The organism is Pacificoceanicola algae, assembly GCF_049341065.1.
Classification (GTDB): domain Bacteria; phylum Pseudomonadota; class Alphaproteobacteria; order Rhodobacterales; family Rhodobacteraceae; genus Pacificoceanicola.
The window spans coordinates 1-15,671 of the sequence record NZ_JBMPIX010000027.1; the positions used below are offsets into that span (position 1 = coordinate 1).

Annotated in this window: 19 protein-coding genes and 1 tRNA gene; 10 read left to right on the top strand and 10 right to left on the bottom strand. The window is 61.2% G+C overall.

What is annotated here, in order from left to right; genetic code table 11:
- Positions 1 to 84 precede the first annotated feature (84 nt).
- Entirely contained in the window at positions 85 to 519 is a 435-nt protein-coding gene (locus tag ACOYQJ_RS22705) for a DMT family transporter (protein WP_422908210.1), read from the bottom strand.
- Between the two features lie 9 nt (positions 520 to 528).
- Entirely contained in the window at positions 529 to 936 is a 408-nt protein-coding gene (locus ACOYQJ_RS22710) for a PaaI family thioesterase (RefSeq protein ID WP_422908211.1), read from the bottom strand.
- Between the two features lie 145 nt (positions 937 to 1,081).
- Here ACOYQJ_RS22710 and ACOYQJ_RS22715 point away from each other — a divergent pair, with 145 nt between their 5' ends.
- Both ACOYQJ_RS22715 and ACOYQJ_RS22720 read left to right on the top strand, forming a co-directional pair.
- Positions 1,082 to 1,474 carry a c-type cytochrome gene (locus ACOYQJ_RS22715; RefSeq protein ID WP_422908212.1) on the top strand — a complete coding sequence of 131 codons (393 nt, stop codon included), beginning with the start codon at positions 1,082 to 1,084 and terminating at the stop codon, positions 1,472 to 1,474.
- A 59-nt stretch (positions 1,475 to 1,533) separates the two neighbouring features.
- Positions 1,534 to 1,947, top strand: a complete 414-nt coding sequence (locus ACOYQJ_RS22720; protein ID WP_422908213.1) for a c-type cytochrome — start codon at positions 1,534 to 1,536, stop codon at positions 1,945 to 1,947.
- A gap of 4 nt (positions 1,948 to 1,951) precedes the next feature.
- Here the strand turns inward: ACOYQJ_RS22720 and ACOYQJ_RS22725 are convergent, their stop codons facing one another.
- Positions 1,952 to 2,539 carry a TetR/AcrR family transcriptional regulator gene (locus tag ACOYQJ_RS22725; RefSeq protein ID WP_422908214.1) on the bottom strand — a complete coding sequence of 196 codons (588 nt, stop codon included), beginning with the start codon at positions 2,537 to 2,539 and terminating at the stop codon, positions 1,952 to 1,954.
- 80 nt (positions 2,540 to 2,619) lie between these two features.
- On the opposite strand from ACOYQJ_RS22725, the gene ACOYQJ_RS22730 reads away from it, so the two are divergent.
- The 5 genes from ACOYQJ_RS22730 to ACOYQJ_RS22750 all read left to right on the top strand — a co-directional run bounded on the left by ACOYQJ_RS22730 (position 2,620) and on the right by ACOYQJ_RS22750 (position 7,543).
- The gene (locus ACOYQJ_RS22730) at positions 2,620 to 2,961 is read left to right on the top strand and encodes a hypothetical protein (RefSeq protein WP_422908215.1); all 342 of its coding nucleotides are present in this window, start codon (positions 2,620 to 2,622) and stop codon (positions 2,959 to 2,961) included.
- A gap of 133 nt (positions 2,962 to 3,094) precedes the next feature.
- The gene (locus ACOYQJ_RS22735; RefSeq protein ID WP_422908216.1) at positions 3,095 to 4,381 is read left to right on the top strand and encodes a homoserine dehydrogenase; all 1,287 of its coding nucleotides are present in this window, start codon (positions 3,095 to 3,097) and stop codon (positions 4,379 to 4,381) included.
- A gap of 137 nt (positions 4,382 to 4,518) precedes the next feature.
- Positions 4,519 to 5,484, top strand: a complete 966-nt coding sequence (glpX, locus tag ACOYQJ_RS22740; RefSeq protein ID WP_422908217.1) for a class II fructose-bisphosphatase — start codon at positions 4,519 to 4,521, stop codon at positions 5,482 to 5,484.
- Between the two features lie 85 nt (positions 5,485 to 5,569).
- On the top strand, positions 5,570 to 7,315 hold the full coding sequence (recJ, locus tag ACOYQJ_RS22745) for a single-stranded-DNA-specific exonuclease RecJ (RefSeq protein ID WP_422908218.1): 1,746 nt from the start codon (positions 5,570 to 5,572) through the stop codon (positions 7,313 to 7,315).
- A 153-nt stretch (positions 7,316 to 7,468) separates the two neighbouring features.
- Positions 7,469 to 7,543 (top strand) — tRNA-Glu (locus ACOYQJ_RS22750).
- Between the two features lie 595 nt (positions 7,544 to 8,138).
- Here the strand turns inward: ACOYQJ_RS22750 and ACOYQJ_RS22755 are convergent.
- Positions 8,139 to 8,948, bottom strand: coding sequence for a response regulator (locus tag ACOYQJ_RS22755; protein WP_422908219.1), 810 nt, complete (start codon positions 8,946 to 8,948; stop codon positions 8,139 to 8,141).
- 100 nt (positions 8,949 to 9,048) lie between these two features.
- Between ACOYQJ_RS22755 and ACOYQJ_RS22760 the strand changes: the two genes are divergently transcribed.
- Genes ACOYQJ_RS22760 through ACOYQJ_RS22770 form a run of 3 tightly spaced genes read left to right on the top strand, consistent with a single transcriptional unit; the run spans position 9,049 to position 11,492 of the window.
- Entirely contained in the window at positions 9,049 to 9,222 is a 174-nt protein-coding gene (locus tag ACOYQJ_RS22760) for a NepR family anti-sigma factor (RefSeq protein WP_422908220.1), read from the top strand.
- Positions 9,212 to 9,763, top strand: a complete 552-nt coding sequence (locus ACOYQJ_RS22765; protein ID WP_422908221.1) for an RNA polymerase sigma factor — start codon at positions 9,212 to 9,214, stop codon at positions 9,761 to 9,763. Before ACOYQJ_RS22760 ends, ACOYQJ_RS22765 begins: the two co-directional genes overlap by 11 nt.
- A 16-nt stretch (positions 9,764 to 9,779) precedes the next feature.
- Positions 9,780 to 11,492 carry a sensor histidine kinase gene (locus ACOYQJ_RS22770; RefSeq protein WP_422908222.1) on the top strand — a complete coding sequence of 571 codons (1,713 nt, stop codon included), beginning with the start codon at positions 9,780 to 9,782 and terminating at the stop codon, positions 11,490 to 11,492.
- Between the two features lie 6 nt (positions 11,493 to 11,498).
- On the opposite strand, the gene ACOYQJ_RS22775 is transcribed toward ACOYQJ_RS22770, so the two are convergent.
- The 6 genes from ACOYQJ_RS22775 to ACOYQJ_RS22800 are packed head-to-tail and all read right to left on the bottom strand — an operon-like array spanning position 11,499 to position 15,562.
- Entirely contained in the window at positions 11,499 to 12,206 is a 708-nt protein-coding gene (locus tag ACOYQJ_RS22775) for a gamma-glutamyl-gamma-aminobutyrate hydrolase family protein (protein WP_422908223.1), read from the bottom strand.
- Positions 12,203 to 13,153 carry an amidoligase family protein gene (locus tag ACOYQJ_RS22780; RefSeq protein ID WP_422908224.1) on the bottom strand — a complete coding sequence of 317 codons (951 nt, stop codon included), beginning with the start codon at positions 13,151 to 13,153 and terminating at the stop codon, positions 12,203 to 12,205. The genes ACOYQJ_RS22775 and ACOYQJ_RS22780 overlap by 4 nt, the downstream gene beginning before the upstream one ends.
- Positions 13,150 to 14,148: an AI-2E family transporter gene (locus tag ACOYQJ_RS22785; protein ID WP_422908225.1), complete on the bottom strand. Its 999-nt coding sequence runs from the start codon at positions 14,146 to 14,148 to the stop codon at positions 13,150 to 13,152. Before ACOYQJ_RS22785 ends, ACOYQJ_RS22780 begins: the two co-directional genes overlap by 4 nt.
- Entirely contained in the window at positions 14,141 to 14,827 is a 687-nt protein-coding gene (locus tag ACOYQJ_RS22790; protein ID WP_422908226.1) for a hypothetical protein, read from the bottom strand. Before ACOYQJ_RS22790 ends, ACOYQJ_RS22785 begins: the two co-directional genes overlap by 8 nt.
- On the bottom strand, positions 14,820 to 15,218 hold the full coding sequence (locus ACOYQJ_RS22795; protein WP_422908227.1) for a phage holin family protein: 399 nt from the start codon (positions 15,216 to 15,218) through the stop codon (positions 14,820 to 14,822). Before ACOYQJ_RS22795 ends, ACOYQJ_RS22790 begins: the two co-directional genes overlap by 8 nt.
- The gene (locus ACOYQJ_RS22800) at positions 15,215 to 15,562 is read right to left on the bottom strand and encodes a hypothetical protein (RefSeq protein ID WP_422908228.1); all 348 of its coding nucleotides are present in this window, start codon (positions 15,560 to 15,562) and stop codon (positions 15,215 to 15,217) included. Before ACOYQJ_RS22800 ends, ACOYQJ_RS22795 begins: the two co-directional genes overlap by 4 nt.
- Positions 15,563 to 15,671: the final 109 nt, after the last annotated feature.

The following is a 15,671-nucleotide window of genomic DNA, read 5'->3' on the forward strand; positions in this document are numbered from 1 at the left end:
ACCGCAGAAAGCTTCCTTGGTTTTGTAGACATCACGTCCATCCGCCTTTGGGTCAGCCTTTTGTCAACATGACCTAGCTCCGTTTCAGGCGCGCTGCGTGATCCAGACACCAAGCGCCATGACCGAAATCCCCGTGGCCCGCGTCAGGGTCAGCGGGCTGATCCTTGCGCCGAACAGGCCGAAATGGTCAATCGTCGCAGCGCTGATCAACTGTCCGATCAGCACGAAAAACACGGCGTTCCCAACGCCAAAGCGCGGCGCGATGATGGTGACGGACAGCACGTAAAAGGCAACCAGAAGCCCGCCCAGAAACAGATGTCTGGGCGCTTCGCCAATGCGCGCCAGACCGCTTGCCCCGGTGATGCCCCAGGCAAGGGTAGAGGCCAGCAAGGCCACGCAAAACAGGATCATGGCTGCGGCCATCGGCGATCCCAGCCGGATGCCCAAAGCGGCGTTCAAAGCGGCCAGAAGCGGAATGCCGATCCCGGCGGCGAGCATCACCAATGCATATTGCCCCATGTCGTGTCCTTACGGCTGAAAGAAAGTTGCGCTTGCCGCAGCCACGGGTTTGCCATCGGGCTGCGACAGCAGCATGGCTTCGGCAAAGATCAAGGCCCGCCCGGCACGGATCACCCGCGCTTCGCAACGCACGGCATCTCCTCGGGCGGCGCTGAGAAAGCGGGTTTCGAGATTGGTGGTCGCCACTGGTTTGAACTCACCCAGCCTACCGGCGCAGGCAAAGACCATGCTGGTATCCGCCAAGGTCGCCAGAGCCTGCCCGCAGACGATACCGCCCACCCGGGCAATTGCAGGTGTGACCGGGATTTCCAGAACCGCCCCCTCCGGGCCAATCTGGACCACCTTGGGCGATAGGGCCTGTACCCAGTCAGCGAAATTTTCCTCCAGCAGACGCTGCGCCTGATCGGTGTCCAACATCTTCTCTCCTCTTGCGCTTTTGGCACATTGGCCGCGCTTTCGGGCGATGTCACCCGCGAATGATGCAGATCATGTCTCTCTTCCGGAAAAGGGCGCAAGCTGTTACCGTAAATACAAAAAGAAGAACAAGACTTCGGAGCAGGCGATGGTTCGACTATCTATGGCACTTATGGCCCTGGTGGGTGCGTGCAACCCGCAACCCGAGGTGCCGGTCAGTGGCCGGGGGCTGTATGATGGCTATTGCGTGAAATGCCATGGCACGCTGGGGCAGGGCGACGGGCGTTTGGCCGCCGAGTTGCCGGTTGCGCCCGCAGATTTGACGATGCTGCGCGAAAACAATGGCGGCGTCTTTCCTTACGAAGCGGTGATGGCGCAGATCTATGGCTATCCGGGGCGACACCACTTGGGGCTCATGCCTCAATTCGGCCCGGTGCTGGAAGGAGAGCAGATCGACTGGGTGTCGCCCTCGGGTCAAGTGGTCAGCACACCGCGCGCGCTGGTCGAATTGGTCGACTATCTTGAGGTGATTCAGCAATAGGCCTTGCACGGGCCTGCTGCTCTTGCGACCAAGAGGCAATGCAAGACAAGGGGATCGAGATGCGGAAATTCGCGATTGTTCTAAGCGGGCTCATGGCCCTTGCGGCCTGTCAGGAAACGGCGGAAATGCCTGGGCCACAAGACGGGCGCGCCTTGTTCATGCAAAATTGCGCGGTCTGCCACGGCGAAGATGCCAAGGGAGACGGCGAAATGGCGCGCTCCATGGCCAAGCCGCCAAAGAACCTGACACTGATCGAAGTCCGCCACGGCGGAACCTTTCCGCGCGCCAAGATCATGTCGATCATCGACGGCTATGCGCGGTCGGACATGTCCGGGCCGGGAATGCCCGAGTTTGGCGCCTTGCTTGAGGGCGACCTGGTGCCATTTGATTCCGGTGATGGCGTGCAAACGCCCACGCCGCGCAAATTGGTGGCGCTTCTGGAGTATCTCGTCAGCATTCAGGCCAAACGCTGAGCGGTCAGGCGCTGACGGCTTTGCGCACCATGTCCCAATAGACCTGAGCGACCTCGTCTTCGGACAGGCGCCCGCCGCTGCGATACCATGTGGTGACGCCTGTCAGCATGGCGATGACCGCCAAAGTTGTGATCTTTGAATCGGGCACGTCAAAGCTGCCATCGGCGTGGCCCGCGCGCAGGATCTCTTCCAAGGCATTTTCGTAATCGCGGCGCAGCCCTTCGATCACCTCGAAATTCGCAGGTTCAAGATTGCGCAGTTCCATGTAGGAAATGAAGACCGACTCGGGCCGGTGCAGGTGAAACCGGATGTGAAAGCGGACAAAGCCTTCGAGCCGCTCCAGCGGAGCGCCGCTTTGCGGCAGGGCGGCCCAGTCTTCGAGCAGTTCATCCATATGGCCCTTCATCAGTGAAAACAGCAGGGCCTGTTTGTCCGGCGTGTAATTGTAAAGCGCACCGGCCTGAACGCCCACTTCCGACGCGATCTGGCGCATTGAAACCGCGGCAAACCCGTGCTTTGCGAAGAGGTGCAGGGCGGCGTCGCGCACACGCGGGCCGGTGATCTGGGAGTGACTGCCTTGAGTTCGTGCCATGACCATATGGTGTATCTGAACGCACGTTCAGATCAAGCGTGTGGCTTGCGCGCGCGTTCAGAGTGCGGCAAGAGAGAGACATGGCACGTTTGGCCCATACGCCCCTGCGCCTTGGCGCCAAAACTCTGTTGACCGTTCTTGTCATAGGGCTGTCGGCCTGCACGCAGTTTCCTGAACTCGACGCGGCGCAGACACCGGGAATCGGTCAGGCGCCATACCCCAAGCTGATTTCGCTGGACGGCCTTTTGGTCGGCCCCGAACCTCGCGCTACGGTGGACGTGATCTCCAATGTGCAGGGCCGGGTTGCGGGACTTCAGGCGCGGGCGGCGCGGCTGCGCCGGGTGACCGCCGGACCTGCTGGGATCGAGGCGCGCCTTGCGCGGCTGCGCCAAAAGGCGGCGGCGTTAAGGGCGGCGCAATAATCCGCACTTTATTGTCCCGAAAACCATCCAGCCGCAGAATTCAGGCCTCTGCGGCCACTGCGCCCGTTGCACCTTTTTGCCAGTGGCGCTAACCGGGGCGAAACACGTCACCACCGATCAGGAGCCTCCTTTCATGTCCAGCCCTTTGCGCCTTGGTATTGCCGGTCTTGGAACTGTCGGGGCGGGTGTCGTCAAGATCACTCGTCAGAAGGCGGCTCTGCTAACCCAGCGTTCGGGCCGTTCGATCGAAATCTCGGCTGTCTCCGCGCGCAATCGCGACAAGGATCGCGGCGTTCCGTTGACGTCTTACGCTTGGGAAGACGATCCCGTCGCGCTGGCAACGCGTGACGACGTGGATGTCTTTATCGAATTGATGGGCGGTAGTGATGGCCCGGCAAAGGCCGCAACCGAGGCCGCGCTGAAGGCTGGCAAGGACGTTGTGACCGCCAACAAGGCACTGTTGGCGCATCATGGGCAGGCGCTGGCAGAACTGGCCGAAGCCAATGGCTGCGTATTGCGCTTTGAGGCGGCTGTTGCTGGCGGCATCCCGATCATCAAATCCTTGACCGAAGGGCTGGCCGGAAACGAGATCACCCGCGTGATGGGCGTGATGAACGGCACCTGCAATTACATCCTGACACGGATGGAGGCGACCGGGCAGGGCTATAACGTGCTGTTCGACGAGGCTGACAAGCTGGGCTACCTTGAAGCCGATCCCAACCTTGACGTTGGCGGCATTGACGCAGGTCACAAGCTGGCGATCCTCTCGTCGATTGCCTTTGGCACGCAGGTCGATTTCGACGCGGTCGAACTCGAAGGCATCCAGCGCGTCGCGCTCGAGGATATCCGGCAGGCCGCCGACATGGGCTATCGCATCAAACTGCTTGGCGTGGCGCGCATGACGGGCCGGGGCCTCGAGCAATCGATGGCGCCCTGTCTTGTACCCGCCAGTTCTCCCTTGGGGCAGCTTGAGGGCGGCACCAACATGGTTGTCGTCGAAGGCGATCAGGTGGGGCAGGTCGTGTTGCGCGGCGCGGGCGCAGGCGAAGGTCCGACCGCGAGTGCAGTTATGGGCGATGTCATGGACATCGCGCGCGGGCTGCGCATGACGACCTTTGGCCAACCGGCCACGTCCCTGGTCAAAAGCACCCCAGCACAGGCCACTGCGCCTGCGCCCTACTACCTGCGGATGGCGCTGATGGACAAACCGGGCGCACTGGCCAAGGTCGCGACAGCGCTGGGCGAGGCCGGGATCTCGATCCACCGGATGCGCCAGTACGATCATGTGGACAACAGCGCGCCCGTGCTGATTGTCACACACAAGACCACCCGCGCCGCTCTGGACGATGCGCTGGGCCGGATGGCAACCACCGGGGTCGTTTCTTCAGAACCGGTCGCCCTGCGGATCGAAGAAGTCTGACCGCCGCGGTCTGCCACGGCTTTCCGGTTTTGTCCTTTTCTTTTCCTGACGGCACCGTTAGCGCCAGCGGCCCTTGCCGCTGGGGACGGGCTCGGGGTACATCAATGGCAACAATTGTACTCGAGGAAGACAGGCCCATGACCAGCAAAATTGACTTCAATGACCGTATGCTTTCGCTTGGGCTTGCCCGCGTGGCCGAACAGGCCGCCATCGAAAGCGCCAACTGGATCGGCCGCGGCGACGAAAAAGCCGCCGATCAGGCCGCGGTCAACGCAATGCGCGAACAGCTGAACCAGCTGGACATCAAGGGCGTTGTGGTCATCGGTGAGGGTGAACGCGACGAGGCGCCGATGTTGTACATCGGCGAGGAAGTGGGCAACGGCAACGGCCCCGGCGTGGACATCGCGCTGGACCCACTGGAAGGCACGACGCTGACTGCCAAGGACATGCCCAACGCGTTGACCGTTATTGCCATGGGCCCGCGCGGCACCATGCTTCATGCGCCGGATGTTTACATGGACAAGCTGGCCATTGGCCCCGGCTTTGCCGAAGGAGTTGTGTCGCTGGACATGAGCCCGAAGGAACGTGTCGAAGCGCTGGCCAAGGCCAAAGACTGTGCGCCCTCCGACATCACGGTCTGTATCCTTGAACGCCCGCGTCACGAAGAGATTATCGCCGAAGTCCGCGCCACCGGGGCCGCCATTCGCCTGATCACCGATGGCGATGTGGCCGGTGTCATGCACTGCGCCGAGCCGCACATCACAGGGATCGACATGTACATGGGATCGGGCGGCGCCCCCGAGGGGGTTCTGGCGGCAGCCGCTTTGAAATGTATGGGCGGTCAGATCTTTGGTCGCCTGCTATTCCGCAACGATGACGAACGTGGCCGCGCGGCCAAGGCCGGGATCACCGATCTGGACAAGATCTATACGCGCGATGAGATGGTCACCGACAACGTGATCTTTGCCGCAACCGGGGTGACCGGCGGCTCGCTTTTGCCGGGCATCAAACGCGAGGTTGGTTGGCTGACCACTGAAACGCTTTTGATGCGCTCGAAGACCGGGTCGGTCCGGCGGATGACCTATCGCAATCCAACCTCCTGAGGTTGGGCGGGGTTTGGGGGCTTTGTCCCCGCCGTGCCTTTGGCATGTCACCCCGGGTTTTTCAATTTGAAGCAGGGGCGCGGCTTTGGGCTTTCTTGGTGTTGAGAACAGTCTGACCGCGCGGCGCTGGGTCGGACCCTCGGCCGAGGTGGAACGTCAGGCCGAGGCTTTGGTGCAGGCCCATGGCTATCCGCGTGGGCTTGCGCTGGTTCTGGCGCGGTTGGGCGTGTTGCCGCAAGAGGCTCCGGGATATCTGGAGCCGAAACTGCGGGACCTGCTGCCAGACCCGCGAAGCCTGCGCGACATGGAAAAAGCAGCGACGCGGTTTTTGGCTGCGGTGCGCGGGCGGCAAAAGATCGCGGTTTTTGCGGATTATGACGTGGACGGGGGCAGCTCGGCCGCGCTGTTGATCCACTGGCTTCGGCAGATGGGCGTGGCCGCGACGCTCTATGTTCCAGACCGGATCGACGAGGGCTATGGCCCGAACCCGCCCGCCATGCGAGAGCTGGCTGCGGCGCACGATCTGATCGTTTGCGTGGACTGCGGAACCCTGTCGCACGAGGCGATTGCCGCGGCGGTGGGGGCCGATGTGGTGATCCTTGATCATCACTTGGGCGGCGAGACCTTGCCCGACTGCCATGCGGTGGTGAACCCTAATCGTCAGGACGAAAGCGGCGATCTGGCCCATCTTTGCGCGGCGGCGGTGGTCTTTTTGATGCTGGTCGAAGCCGGGCGCCAATTGCGCGAGGCCGGGGCCAAAGGGCCGGATCTGATGTCGCTTCTCGATTTGGTGGCCTTGGCGACCGTGGCGGATGTGGCGCCGCTGAAAGGGGTCAATCGCGCCCTTGTGCAGCAAGGGTTGAAAGTCATGGGCGCGCGCGCGCGGCCCGGTCTGGTGGCGCTTTCCGATGTGGCCCGGCTTGAGACGGCGCCGACCTCTTACCACTTGGGCTATGTCCTCGGGCCCAGGGTCAATGCTGGCGGGCGGATCGGACAGGCCGATCTTGGTGCGCGCTTGCTGTCGACGGACAACTCCCACGAAGCGCAGGCCATGGCCGAACGGCTGGATCAGTTGAACACCGAACGGCGCGAGATCGAGGCCGCCGTGCGTGCCGCCGCCTTGGCGCAGGCCGAGGAGCGCGGGCTGGATACGCCGCTGGTCTGGGCTGCAGGCGAGGGTTGGCATCCCGGGGTGGTTGGGATCGTGGCGTCTCGGCTGAAGGAGCTGACCAACCGCCCAGCGGTTGTCATTGGTTTGGACGGTGGCGAGGGCAAGGGCTCCGGGCGGTCGGTTTCCGGCGTCGATCTAGGGGCTTCGGTTCAGAGGCTCGCGGCCGAAGGGCTGCTGATCAAGGGAGGTGGCCACCGGATGGCGGCGGGTCTGACCGTTGCGAAGGATCAACTGGAATCGGCGATGGCGCGCCTGTCTCAGCTCTTGGAAAAGCAGGGGGCAGGCGAGGGCGGCCCGTCTGATTTGCGCCTTGACGGGATGCTGATGCCCGGCGCGGCAAACCTCGATCTGGTCGAGAACCTTGAGCGCGCGGGTCCCTTTGGGCAGGGCGCGCCCGGTCCACGTTTCGCTATCGCGGACGCGCGGATTTCCTTTGCGCGGCAGGTCGGGACGGGGCATCTCAAGATTGCCTGCGATGACGGTCTTGGCGGACGACTGGAGGGCATTTCATTTGGCGCTTTTGACGGCCCGATGGGCACAGCCTTGATGAATCATGGCGGCGCCCGATTCCATTTGGCAGGGCGCTTGGAGGTCAACGAGTGGGGCGGACGACGTTCCGTGCAACTCAGACTGGAAGATGCGGCACCCGCTTCGCAGTAGATCGCGATGTTTGACGGCAGGGCATTGTTATTTAAAGAGAAATCCTTGTTTTCGCGGCGCGGCAAAAAAACTTGGCCTTGGGGCGGAAAAGTTGAAATTTGGGCTTGCAAGCACGCGGTGCATTTCATAAAACCCGCCTCACGCCACGACGCTGGCCCGTTCGTCTATCGGTTAGGACGCCAGGTTTTCAACCTGGAAAGAGGGGTTCGATTCCCCTACGGGCTGCCACTTCCCTGATTGTTTAGTCCCGGATGGCGCGCAAGTCGTTTGAAATAGACCTCCCGAAAACCAATTCTTCTCAGTTCGGCTCAATGGATCCATGCAACACGGGTATCGGGTTCTTCCGTGACACCAGCAGGTGATTCATGGCACAGGTCGACACTGCACTGGGCGGGCTAAAGCCCCAGGAAAAACCAAAAATCCAGTGATCGAGGCGGTCTGCACCTCTTGGTGAATCCTGATGGGGCGAGCTGCGGTGCTTGGTTGTCTCGGCACGGCTTGTGGTAGGGGGATGCGGACCGAAGCCTGGATGCCCTTTGTCGGGCGGGGATCAAGCGTGATGCGGAAGGAAATTGGTCGAATGCGCGTGGCAAGAAGGGGATAGAGCTTCGGCAGCCCGGCGTTTCCTGAAACTGATTCAATAAAGGGCGACCTGGAAAAATTCCCGGATCGACGTCCACTATCCGTCCGTGACAGATCACCGAACAGCGATAAAGTCTTCAAAGAACAGGCGCGAAGGTCGCGCCAGCCTCGTTTTGCGTCGTATCCCCCGGAGCCTATGCGTTACATCGCGCCGGGGGGTACTTTTGCCGCTTCAGTTGGATCAAGCCTTGAGCGTTTCGGTTGACGAAAAGAACATCGCCTGACTAATGGCCGAACGGACTTGCTCTTCAGTGTAAGGTTTTGAGATCAGGAAGGCCGGTTCCGGACCTTCGCCTGTCAAAAGCCGTTCCGGGAAGGCGGTGATGAAGATGACCGGTGTGTCGGGTTGGTTTGTCAGAATGGAATTCACCGCATCAATGCCGCTGGAATTGTCGGCAAGCTGGATGTCCGACAGGATCAGATCCGGCTTTTCGCGCTTCGCCAGATCAATCGCGGCGGTTTCGGTGCGCGCCACCCCGGTGACCTTATGGCCCATCTCGGCGGTGATCGCTTCGAGGTCGACAGCGATGATCGCCTCATCCTCGATGATCATCACACGACCCGAAACGGACTGGGCCATTTCGGCATAGGCGATGGTGACCAGTTGTTCGACCTCGGAGGTCGAGACATCCATCACTGCGCCGACCTCGGCAAAGGACAGCTCTTCGATCGTATGCAGCAGCAATGCCTCGCGGGTGCCGGAGGTCAACCGGGACATGTGCCCCTGCGCCTTTCCGGCCAAGCCTGTTTCATCTTCGCTGAGGGGCGCACCGGTGGTGACCCAAATCGAATGAAATACCTTGAACAGCGCGCATTTGGACGACAGCGACGCATCAAAGCTGGACGGGTCACCAAGGATCGCTTCGAGTGTGGCCATGGCATATTGATCGCCGCGCTGCTGCGATCCGGTCAGAGCGCGCGCATAACGGCGCAAATAGGGAAGCGTACTGCCAACTTTGGACGCCAGATCCCCGCCACTGCGTTCAGTCATTCTTTCCGTCCTTTTTTTCGGTCTAACTGGGAACCAAACGCGCTCCATCGTGTTAGGTTCCCGAGACGTGCCAAAAAACTTAAACTTTGCAAGTGATCACATGACCCGAGAAAACCGAAATTCAAGGCTACAGCAAGAGATCGAAGCCAACCTCAAGCGCGCTTACGACGATGTGCTTCAGCAGGATATCCCGGACCGCTTCACTCAGCTTTTAGCACAACTGCAATCCGCCGACTCCAAGCCCCAGGACGAAGGGGATCAGCATGACGCGTGACCCCCGCGAGGAGCTGGTCGAGCATATTCCGGCCATGCGCGCATTCGCCATGAGCCTGACGCGCAACTCAGCCACGGCTGATGACATGGTGCAGGATGCGCTGGTCAAAGCATGGACCAAGATCGACAGTTTTCAGGCGGGGACGAACATGCGCGCCTGGTTGTTCACGATCTTGCGCAATACCTATTATTCCCACTTCCGCAAACGCCGCCGCGAGGTTGAAGACGGCGATGGTGTACTGTCTGCCGGTCTTGCGCAAAAGCCCGATCACGATGGTCGCCTTCAGATGCGCGACTTCAACACGGCCTTTGCCGAGTTGAACGAAGAACAGCAAGAAGCGCTTGTTCTGGTGGGGGCTGGCGGCTTTTCCTACGAAGAGGCAGCGGAAACCTGCGGCGTGGCAGTTGGCACGATCAAAAGCCGGGTAAATCGCGCACGCGCGCGCCTGTCCGAGCTTATGGGGCTGGATGACGACGACACGCTTGAGGCGACCGATGCGGTGACCGCTGCCATCGTTGCTGAAAACCCAAGCGCCGCGTGATCGGGAACTTGCCCGCGTGAGGCGCCGTATCGCAAAATTGCGCAGCCTGCCGGCTCGATTGGTCGCAATGCTGTCCCTTGCGCTTTTGCCGCTGGGGGTCATTTCGCTGTATCAAACGCAGGCGGTGCTGGAAGAAGCGCGTTCGCTCAACCGGGCCTCGCTCAAGGGGCGCACGGTCGAAGCCGCCATGGCCGAGCGCGAACTGATCCAGGAGGCGCTTGGTGCAGCCCAAGGGTTGGGGGCAACCGTTATTGCAACGGATCGCGGTATTTGCACTGAGGTGATGCAACAGTTCATCGAAGGCCATCCGCAGTTCATTTTCGCGGGCTTCGTCGACGAGACGGGCTTGATGGAGTGTAGTTCAGCCGGCGAAACCCGCGACTTTTCTCAGAACCGTGTCTTTATCGAAACCATGTCAAAGGGTGGCCCGACGGTTCAGATCAGCGCGAGCGGGGCGGTCACAGGGCAAGCCGTGATCATTGCCAGTCACCCGGTCTGGCAGGACGGGCAGCAGATTGGTTTCGTCAGCATTTCCATTCCGCACCGGTTGGCCAATGCGCTGATGTCTGACGGCAACGAGGAAGAAGGTCTGCGGCTGGCGACGATCAACACCGAGGGCAAAGTCATCTCGGCCACCGGGGGCGCCGAGTCGGCAATGGATTTTCTGCCCGCCGATATACCTCTGGACACACTGGGCAAGAAGATTGGCCAGACCTTCGACGCGGTTGTCAGCAGCGGTGAAAAGCGCGTCTTCGCGGTCAGCGCCATGATCCCTGGCAGCGTCGTTCTGGTTGGCAGCTGGCCCGCAAGCAGCGCGCGGGAAAGCGCGTCTCGGTTCAGTGTCTTCCTGTCGATCTTGTTTCCCGCTTTGATGTGGGCGGTCGGCGTGACCGTGGCCTATTTCAGTGTGCAGCGTCTGGTGATCCGGCATATCTCAAAGCTGCGCTCGGCCATGCGCCAATACGCTTTGGGCGAATTGCACGGCGGGCGTGTTGAATTGGACAATCCGCCCGAAGAATTGGCCGATACCGCGCGGGCCTTCAACCGTATGGTGCTGTTTCTGGCGCAGGCCGAGGCCCAGCAGGAACAGGATCTGCGCGACAAGGAAGTGCTTCTGAAAGAGGTTCACCACAGGGTCAAGAACAACCTGCAACTGATCGCCTCGATCATGAACATGCAGGCCCGTACCGCGAAAACGCCCGAAGCGCGGCGGATGTTGGCGGGGCTGCAGCGCCGGGTGCGCGGGCTCGCCATGATGCACCGCACGCTTTATACCACGCCCGACATGACCGCTGTGAACGCCGCCGAGATGATCGATGCCATGGTCAAGGATCTCTCGGGCCTGCCGGGCGAAACCGGGGTACAGGTGGTGACCCGGCTTGATGAAGTGCTGCTGTTCCCCGATCAGGCGGTGCCTTTGTCCATGCTGCTTGCCGAAGCCCTGACCAACGCGCTGAAATATGTCGGCATCCCCAAGGATGGATCACCACGCATCGCCGTTGACCTGAGCATCGCGGATACTGGCACCGTCTGCCTGTTCATCGAGAATACCTTGGGCGCTCCTGTTACGCCGCCGGATGAGGATGAAACCGAAAGCAGCGGATTGGGCAGCACGCTGATGCGCGCCTTTGTTGGCCAATTGGACGGGGAAGAAGAAATCGAACGAGACGAGGGGCTGTTCCGCTATGTGGTCTGTTTCGAGGCGCATGATTTCGAACCCGATCCCTGAACGGAGTCAGGCTTTGGCGGATTTGGCCAGCGCTGCACGGCCCTCGGCGCGCTCGGCGGCGGCACTGACCAGGGCGCGAAAAATGGCGCGTTGGCGCCGGGCATAAAACAGATGTTCCGGGTGCCATTGCACACCAAGCGCAAAGGGGTCACGTGAACATTCCACTGCCTGCGGCATCCCGGCCTTGTCACGCGCCACCACGCTAAGACCCTTACCCAGCTTGTCGATTGCTTGGGTGTGCAAGGCGTTCACTGTCATTTCTTCTGGTCCGACAATCCGCTCCAGAACGCTGCCTTGGGTGATGTCTATGGCGCGGCGGGGCAGGATTGTCTTGATGATCTCTTGCTGGCCAAAGGTTTGCCAGGCGGTCTGATCCAGCGTGCCGCCAAGGGCGACGTTCAGCATTTGCGCGCCGCGGCAGATCCCCAGTACGGGGATGCCTTGCTGGATTGCAGTTTCCGCCAGATCGCGCTCGAATGAGTCGCGATCCCGGTCCAGCCGCACCGAAATGCCCAGCTTGCCGCCATAAAGTTCAGGCGCGATGTCGTCGCCGCCACCGATGATGATGCCGTCCACGTCGTCCAGATCGGCGGGCCGCCCGGCACCCCAACGGACGCCGCGCCCTCCCGCTAGCCACAGGTTCAGATTGACGATCGGAAAGATGCGCCACCCCGACCGCCCCGAGGTGGTGACGCCAATGCGAGGGCGGGTCATGCGATCTGTGCCTCGTGGTTTGCCTCCAGGCGTTCACTGACCTTGTCGGCCCAGCGGCCGCGCGAGTTCAGGAACTGGTCGCGTTCGGCCTGCCAATCGCGGCAAAGCGCGTCGAACATGCGTGCATCCTGGGCAAGGTTTTCGACCTTTTGCCAAACCTCCCAAGAGTCCCGCAATGACCAATCGGCTTCGTCGATCCGGCAATCGGGCAGGCGGAAATGAAAGGCCGGGCGGCCCGAGGTTTTGCCGACATCGGGAAAGGCCCTGTCGAAACCGTCGGGGTCCATGTCCATGAAGATCGGCAGCAGATCGAGCCCGTGATTGCGGCTTTGTGTGTGCTCGGCATAGATCTCCATGACCTGCCGCAGATCGCTCGGTCGGGCCTCGACCAAGGCATCGACCAGCGCGCGCGGCCATGCATCGACAAAGGGCAAAAGCCGCCGGGTTGGGTCAATTGGATCGGTCTTTCGCAGCCAATCTTCCAGCAATCCATAGGCAAGAATGACTTTGCAGTCATGGTCGGCATTGCCGGATAGGGCGGGGTTGAGATGCACGCCAAAGCCCAGAAACATCCCGTCGCGCGACCCCAAAGCGCCCTCGCGGCGGAGCCTGTCGCGCAGGCTGTCCAACTGTCCGATCTGTTCGGGCGTCAACGGCGGCGAGACAATTTCGACCGGCACAACGCTGCGCGCCAGATCAAGGCCGCCCTCCAAAAGCGCACCGCCCTGCTTCTTGCGCAGAAAGATGTCCAACTCGACCTTGATGGTGCCAAGCGCCGTGTCCTCGACCTGATAGGCGTGCGATCCGTCTTCGCGGATCTCGCCGCCCAGTTCATCAGCGATGATACGGGCGGTCTGTTCTTCGGTCAGCCCTGCAAATTCAATCTCGATCCCGGCCTTGCGGGGCGTACCGGACATTTCTGGCAGGTTACTAAACGGTGCAGTCATATCAGTTCTTCTTTCGTGAATGCGGGTGTACTGGCGCAAAAAGTGGTCAGCCAGATCATCAAAGGTATGGCGACGATGGCGCCAATCGGCCCCCAAAGCCAAAGTCCAAAGAGGATGGCCAGAAAGACCCCCAGCGGGTTGATGTGCAGCTTTTGCCCGACCAACATCGGTGTGACGAATTGCGATTCAGTCAGGTTCATCGCGAAAAAGGCCAAAGGCGGCAAAAAGGAATGAATCCCCGAGAATTGGGAAATCCCGGCGATGGTCAGCGCGCCAATCAGCGTGATCGGGCCAAGGTACAGCAGGAAATTCAGCACAAAGGCGGCCAAGCCCCAGAGCATCGGGTAACTCAGCCCCAATGCGCCCATGACGGCAAAACAGGTCAAGCCAAGGCCCGCATTGATCATCGTGATGGTGACGAAATAATGCGAAACGGCCCGGTCGGCACGGTACAGCGCCAACTTTTGGCTGCCAAACGTCGCATAGATATCGTCGCGCGTCAGAAGGAAGAAAAACAGCGTGCCTGCAAAAATCAGCATTTGGCCCAGAAAATCCGGTGCCATCCAAAGCATTTCGACAATGGTCGGCACAGCTTGATTTCCGCCCTCTGTGATGGTGCGATTCAGTTCGTCGCCGATTTCATCCAGACCGCGGACGGAAAAGGTCACGCGTTGCAGCCACCATTGCACCTCCATTTTGATCCGGGGCATCTGCTCCATTGCTTCGATCAACACAGGACCGAGCAGGGCAATCATCAGGATCGAAAGCCCACCCGCCGTCAGCAAGGCCGCGGTGGCACTGATCGCGCGCGGCACGCCCATCTTTTGCAGCAGCGAGACAAGCGGCGCCAGAACCAGAGCAAAGACCAACCCCAATGCGATCGGGGCGACAAGATTGTCTGCCAGCCGCAAAGAGGCGACCAGCAAAAGCGTTGCGATCAAGATCAGGCTCCAGGTTGCCGCTTTGGGCAGCAGCCGTGCGGGGGCGTCAAACATGCGTGTCTGGCCCTTGGTCACTTTCGTTTGGTGCATTGCTTGCGCGGGCTTGCAAGGCGCTTATTTCGCGGTGAAGCATGGCTTCGGCTTCGCGCAGGGCCGCATCACGCCGCGCGCCGAGCAGGGCGCCTTCTTTGCGGGTCGATGGCAGCAAGGCTCCTGCCACTGCACCAAACCCCAACGCCAGTGCGCCGGTGATAAGGGGGTGATCTGTGTGGCTGCGCTTTGCTGTCTCGCCCAGTTGTGCGGCGTGCTTTTCGAGTGCGCGTTGGGCGTCGAGGGCCTTTTGGCGGGCCGCCAAGACCCTTCCTCGTGCGCCATCGGGAAGGGGCTCCAACCCGCTTTCCATCGCCAGCTCTAGGCTGCGTGCATCCGGGCTGGTGTCTGCGGCGGTTGGCGCCATCGGCGCAGGCTCAGGTTCAGGCTGGTCGCGCTTTGCTGACTGGCTGAGCAATAGCGCGGCACCAGCGCCGATCAGCGCCAGTGCCGCGGGGTGCGCCTTGGCAGCGAGGGCCGCTGCGGAGGCGGCATCTTGCGCCCAATCAGCGCCGGTCTGCATGGCGTCCTGACCCGCGCGGGCAGGGTTTGCTGTGTCACTGAGGCGTTGGAACAGCTCGTTGACCTTGGCCCGCTGCCGGGTTGCGTCGCGTTCCAGTTCGTCGATCTCGAAATCAGCCACGGCTCATCTCCTGTGTGAGGGCAAGGTCGCGTTTTACTTGCTGTGCTGCTTTGCGGGGAATGAGGGTCTTGGCCGACAAGCGGGTTTTGGCAACCGAGGTCAGAACGAACGCCAGCACCAGACAAGCCGCACCAACGGCCAAGGCCGCTGCCCCCCATCCAAGCCCGGCATCAACCAGCGCGATCACTGCCGAGGCAGCAACGGTTTGCAGACCTGCCAATGCCAGCAGGAAAGCGGCAATTCCAATCCAAAGCGCCCTCGCGGCGCGCGCCATGTTGCGCGACACCTCGGCCTTGGCCAATGCAAGTTCGGTGCTGAAAAGTTGGCGCAATTCGCCCGCCAAGCTAGCCAGAAGTCCCGGCACATCCCTGAAATTGTCCTGACTCATCATCGCGTCTCCCTTGGCTCGGCTGCCGCGAGGTGACCGCTCCATGGATCATTTCCCGGCGCGCTTTGCGGCGGTGTTTCCGCCTTGAGAACGCGTGCGGCGGCAAAGCCAGCCAGGGCAGCGCCGCCAAGAAAAAGCAGCGGATTACGCCGGGCGAATTGGGTCACATCGGCAAGCGTTTCTTCCAACCCCTGTTCACTGAACCGGGCGATGGCGCCATCAACCTGCCTCGCAACTTCTTGCAGGGCGCAATCTTCAAGCGACCCTTTGGACGCTCCATCGCGCGGGTTGTCGGCGGTTCGCGCCGTATCAAAGGCGGCATCGTTCACGTGATCTGAAGCTGACATTCAAAAGCCCCCTTTGCTGCGCCATGATTTTTGAGCGCGGTTTCAAAAGTGAAACGCCGAAGCCGACCGAAAGGTTCCCAGGGGCTGTACTTTTGCGCTGATAGGAGGG

Bases quoted from the DNA above. Each gene is read 5' to 3' on its own strand.
- ACOYQJ_RS22800 (WP_422908228.1), bottom strand. From the start codon at position 15,562: ATGTCAGCTTCAGATCACGTGAACGATGCCGCCTTTGATACGGCGCGA.
- ACOYQJ_RS22725 (WP_422908214.1), bottom strand. From the start codon at position 2,539: ATGGCACGAACTCAAGGCAGTCACTCCCAGATCACCGGCCCGCGTGTG.
- ACOYQJ_RS22775 (WP_422908223.1), bottom strand. From the start codon at position 12,206: ATGACCCGCCCTCGCATTGGCGTCACCACCTCGGGGCGGTCGGGGTGG.
- ACOYQJ_RS22730 (WP_422908215.1), top strand. From the start codon at position 2,620: ATGGCACGTTTGGCCCATACGCCCCTGCGCCTTGGCGCCAAAACTCTG.
- ACOYQJ_RS22765 (WP_422908221.1), top strand. From the start codon at position 9,212: ATGACGCGTGACCCCCGCGAGGAGCTGGTCGAGCATATTCCGGCCATG.
- ACOYQJ_RS22755 (WP_422908219.1), bottom strand. From the start codon at position 8,948: ATGACTGAACGCAGTGGCGGGGATCTGGCGTCCAAAGTTGGCAGTACG.
- ACOYQJ_RS22780 (WP_422908224.1), bottom strand. From the start codon at position 13,153: ATGACTGCACCGTTTAGTAACCTGCCAGAAATGTCCGGTACGCCCCGC.
- glpX (WP_422908217.1), top strand. From the start codon at position 4,519: ATGACCAGCAAAATTGACTTCAATGACCGTATGCTTTCGCTTGGGCTT.
- ACOYQJ_RS22795 (WP_422908227.1), bottom strand. From the start codon at position 15,218: ATGATGAGTCAGGACAATTTCAGGGATGTGCCGGGACTTCTGGCTAGC.
- ACOYQJ_RS22715 (WP_422908212.1), top strand. From the start codon at position 1,082: ATGGTTCGACTATCTATGGCACTTATGGCCCTGGTGGGTGCGTGCAAC.
- ACOYQJ_RS22720 (WP_422908213.1), top strand. From the start codon at position 1,534: ATGCGGAAATTCGCGATTGTTCTAAGCGGGCTCATGGCCCTTGCGGCC.
- ACOYQJ_RS22785 (WP_422908225.1), bottom strand. From the start codon at position 14,148: ATGTTTGACGCCCCCGCACGGCTGCTGCCCAAAGCGGCAACCTGGAGC.
- ACOYQJ_RS22735 (WP_422908216.1), top strand. From the start codon at position 3,095: ATGTCCAGCCCTTTGCGCCTTGGTATTGCCGGTCTTGGAACTGTCGGG.
- ACOYQJ_RS22710 (WP_422908211.1), bottom strand. From the start codon at position 936: ATGTTGGACACCGATCAGGCGCAGCGTCTGCTGGAGGAAAATTTCGCT.
- ACOYQJ_RS22760 (WP_422908220.1), top strand. From the start codon at position 9,049: ATGACCCGAGAAAACCGAAATTCAAGGCTACAGCAAGAGATCGAAGCC.
- ACOYQJ_RS22705 (WP_422908210.1), bottom strand. From the start codon at position 519: ATGGGGCAATATGCATTGGTGATGCTCGCCGCCGGGATCGGCATTCCG.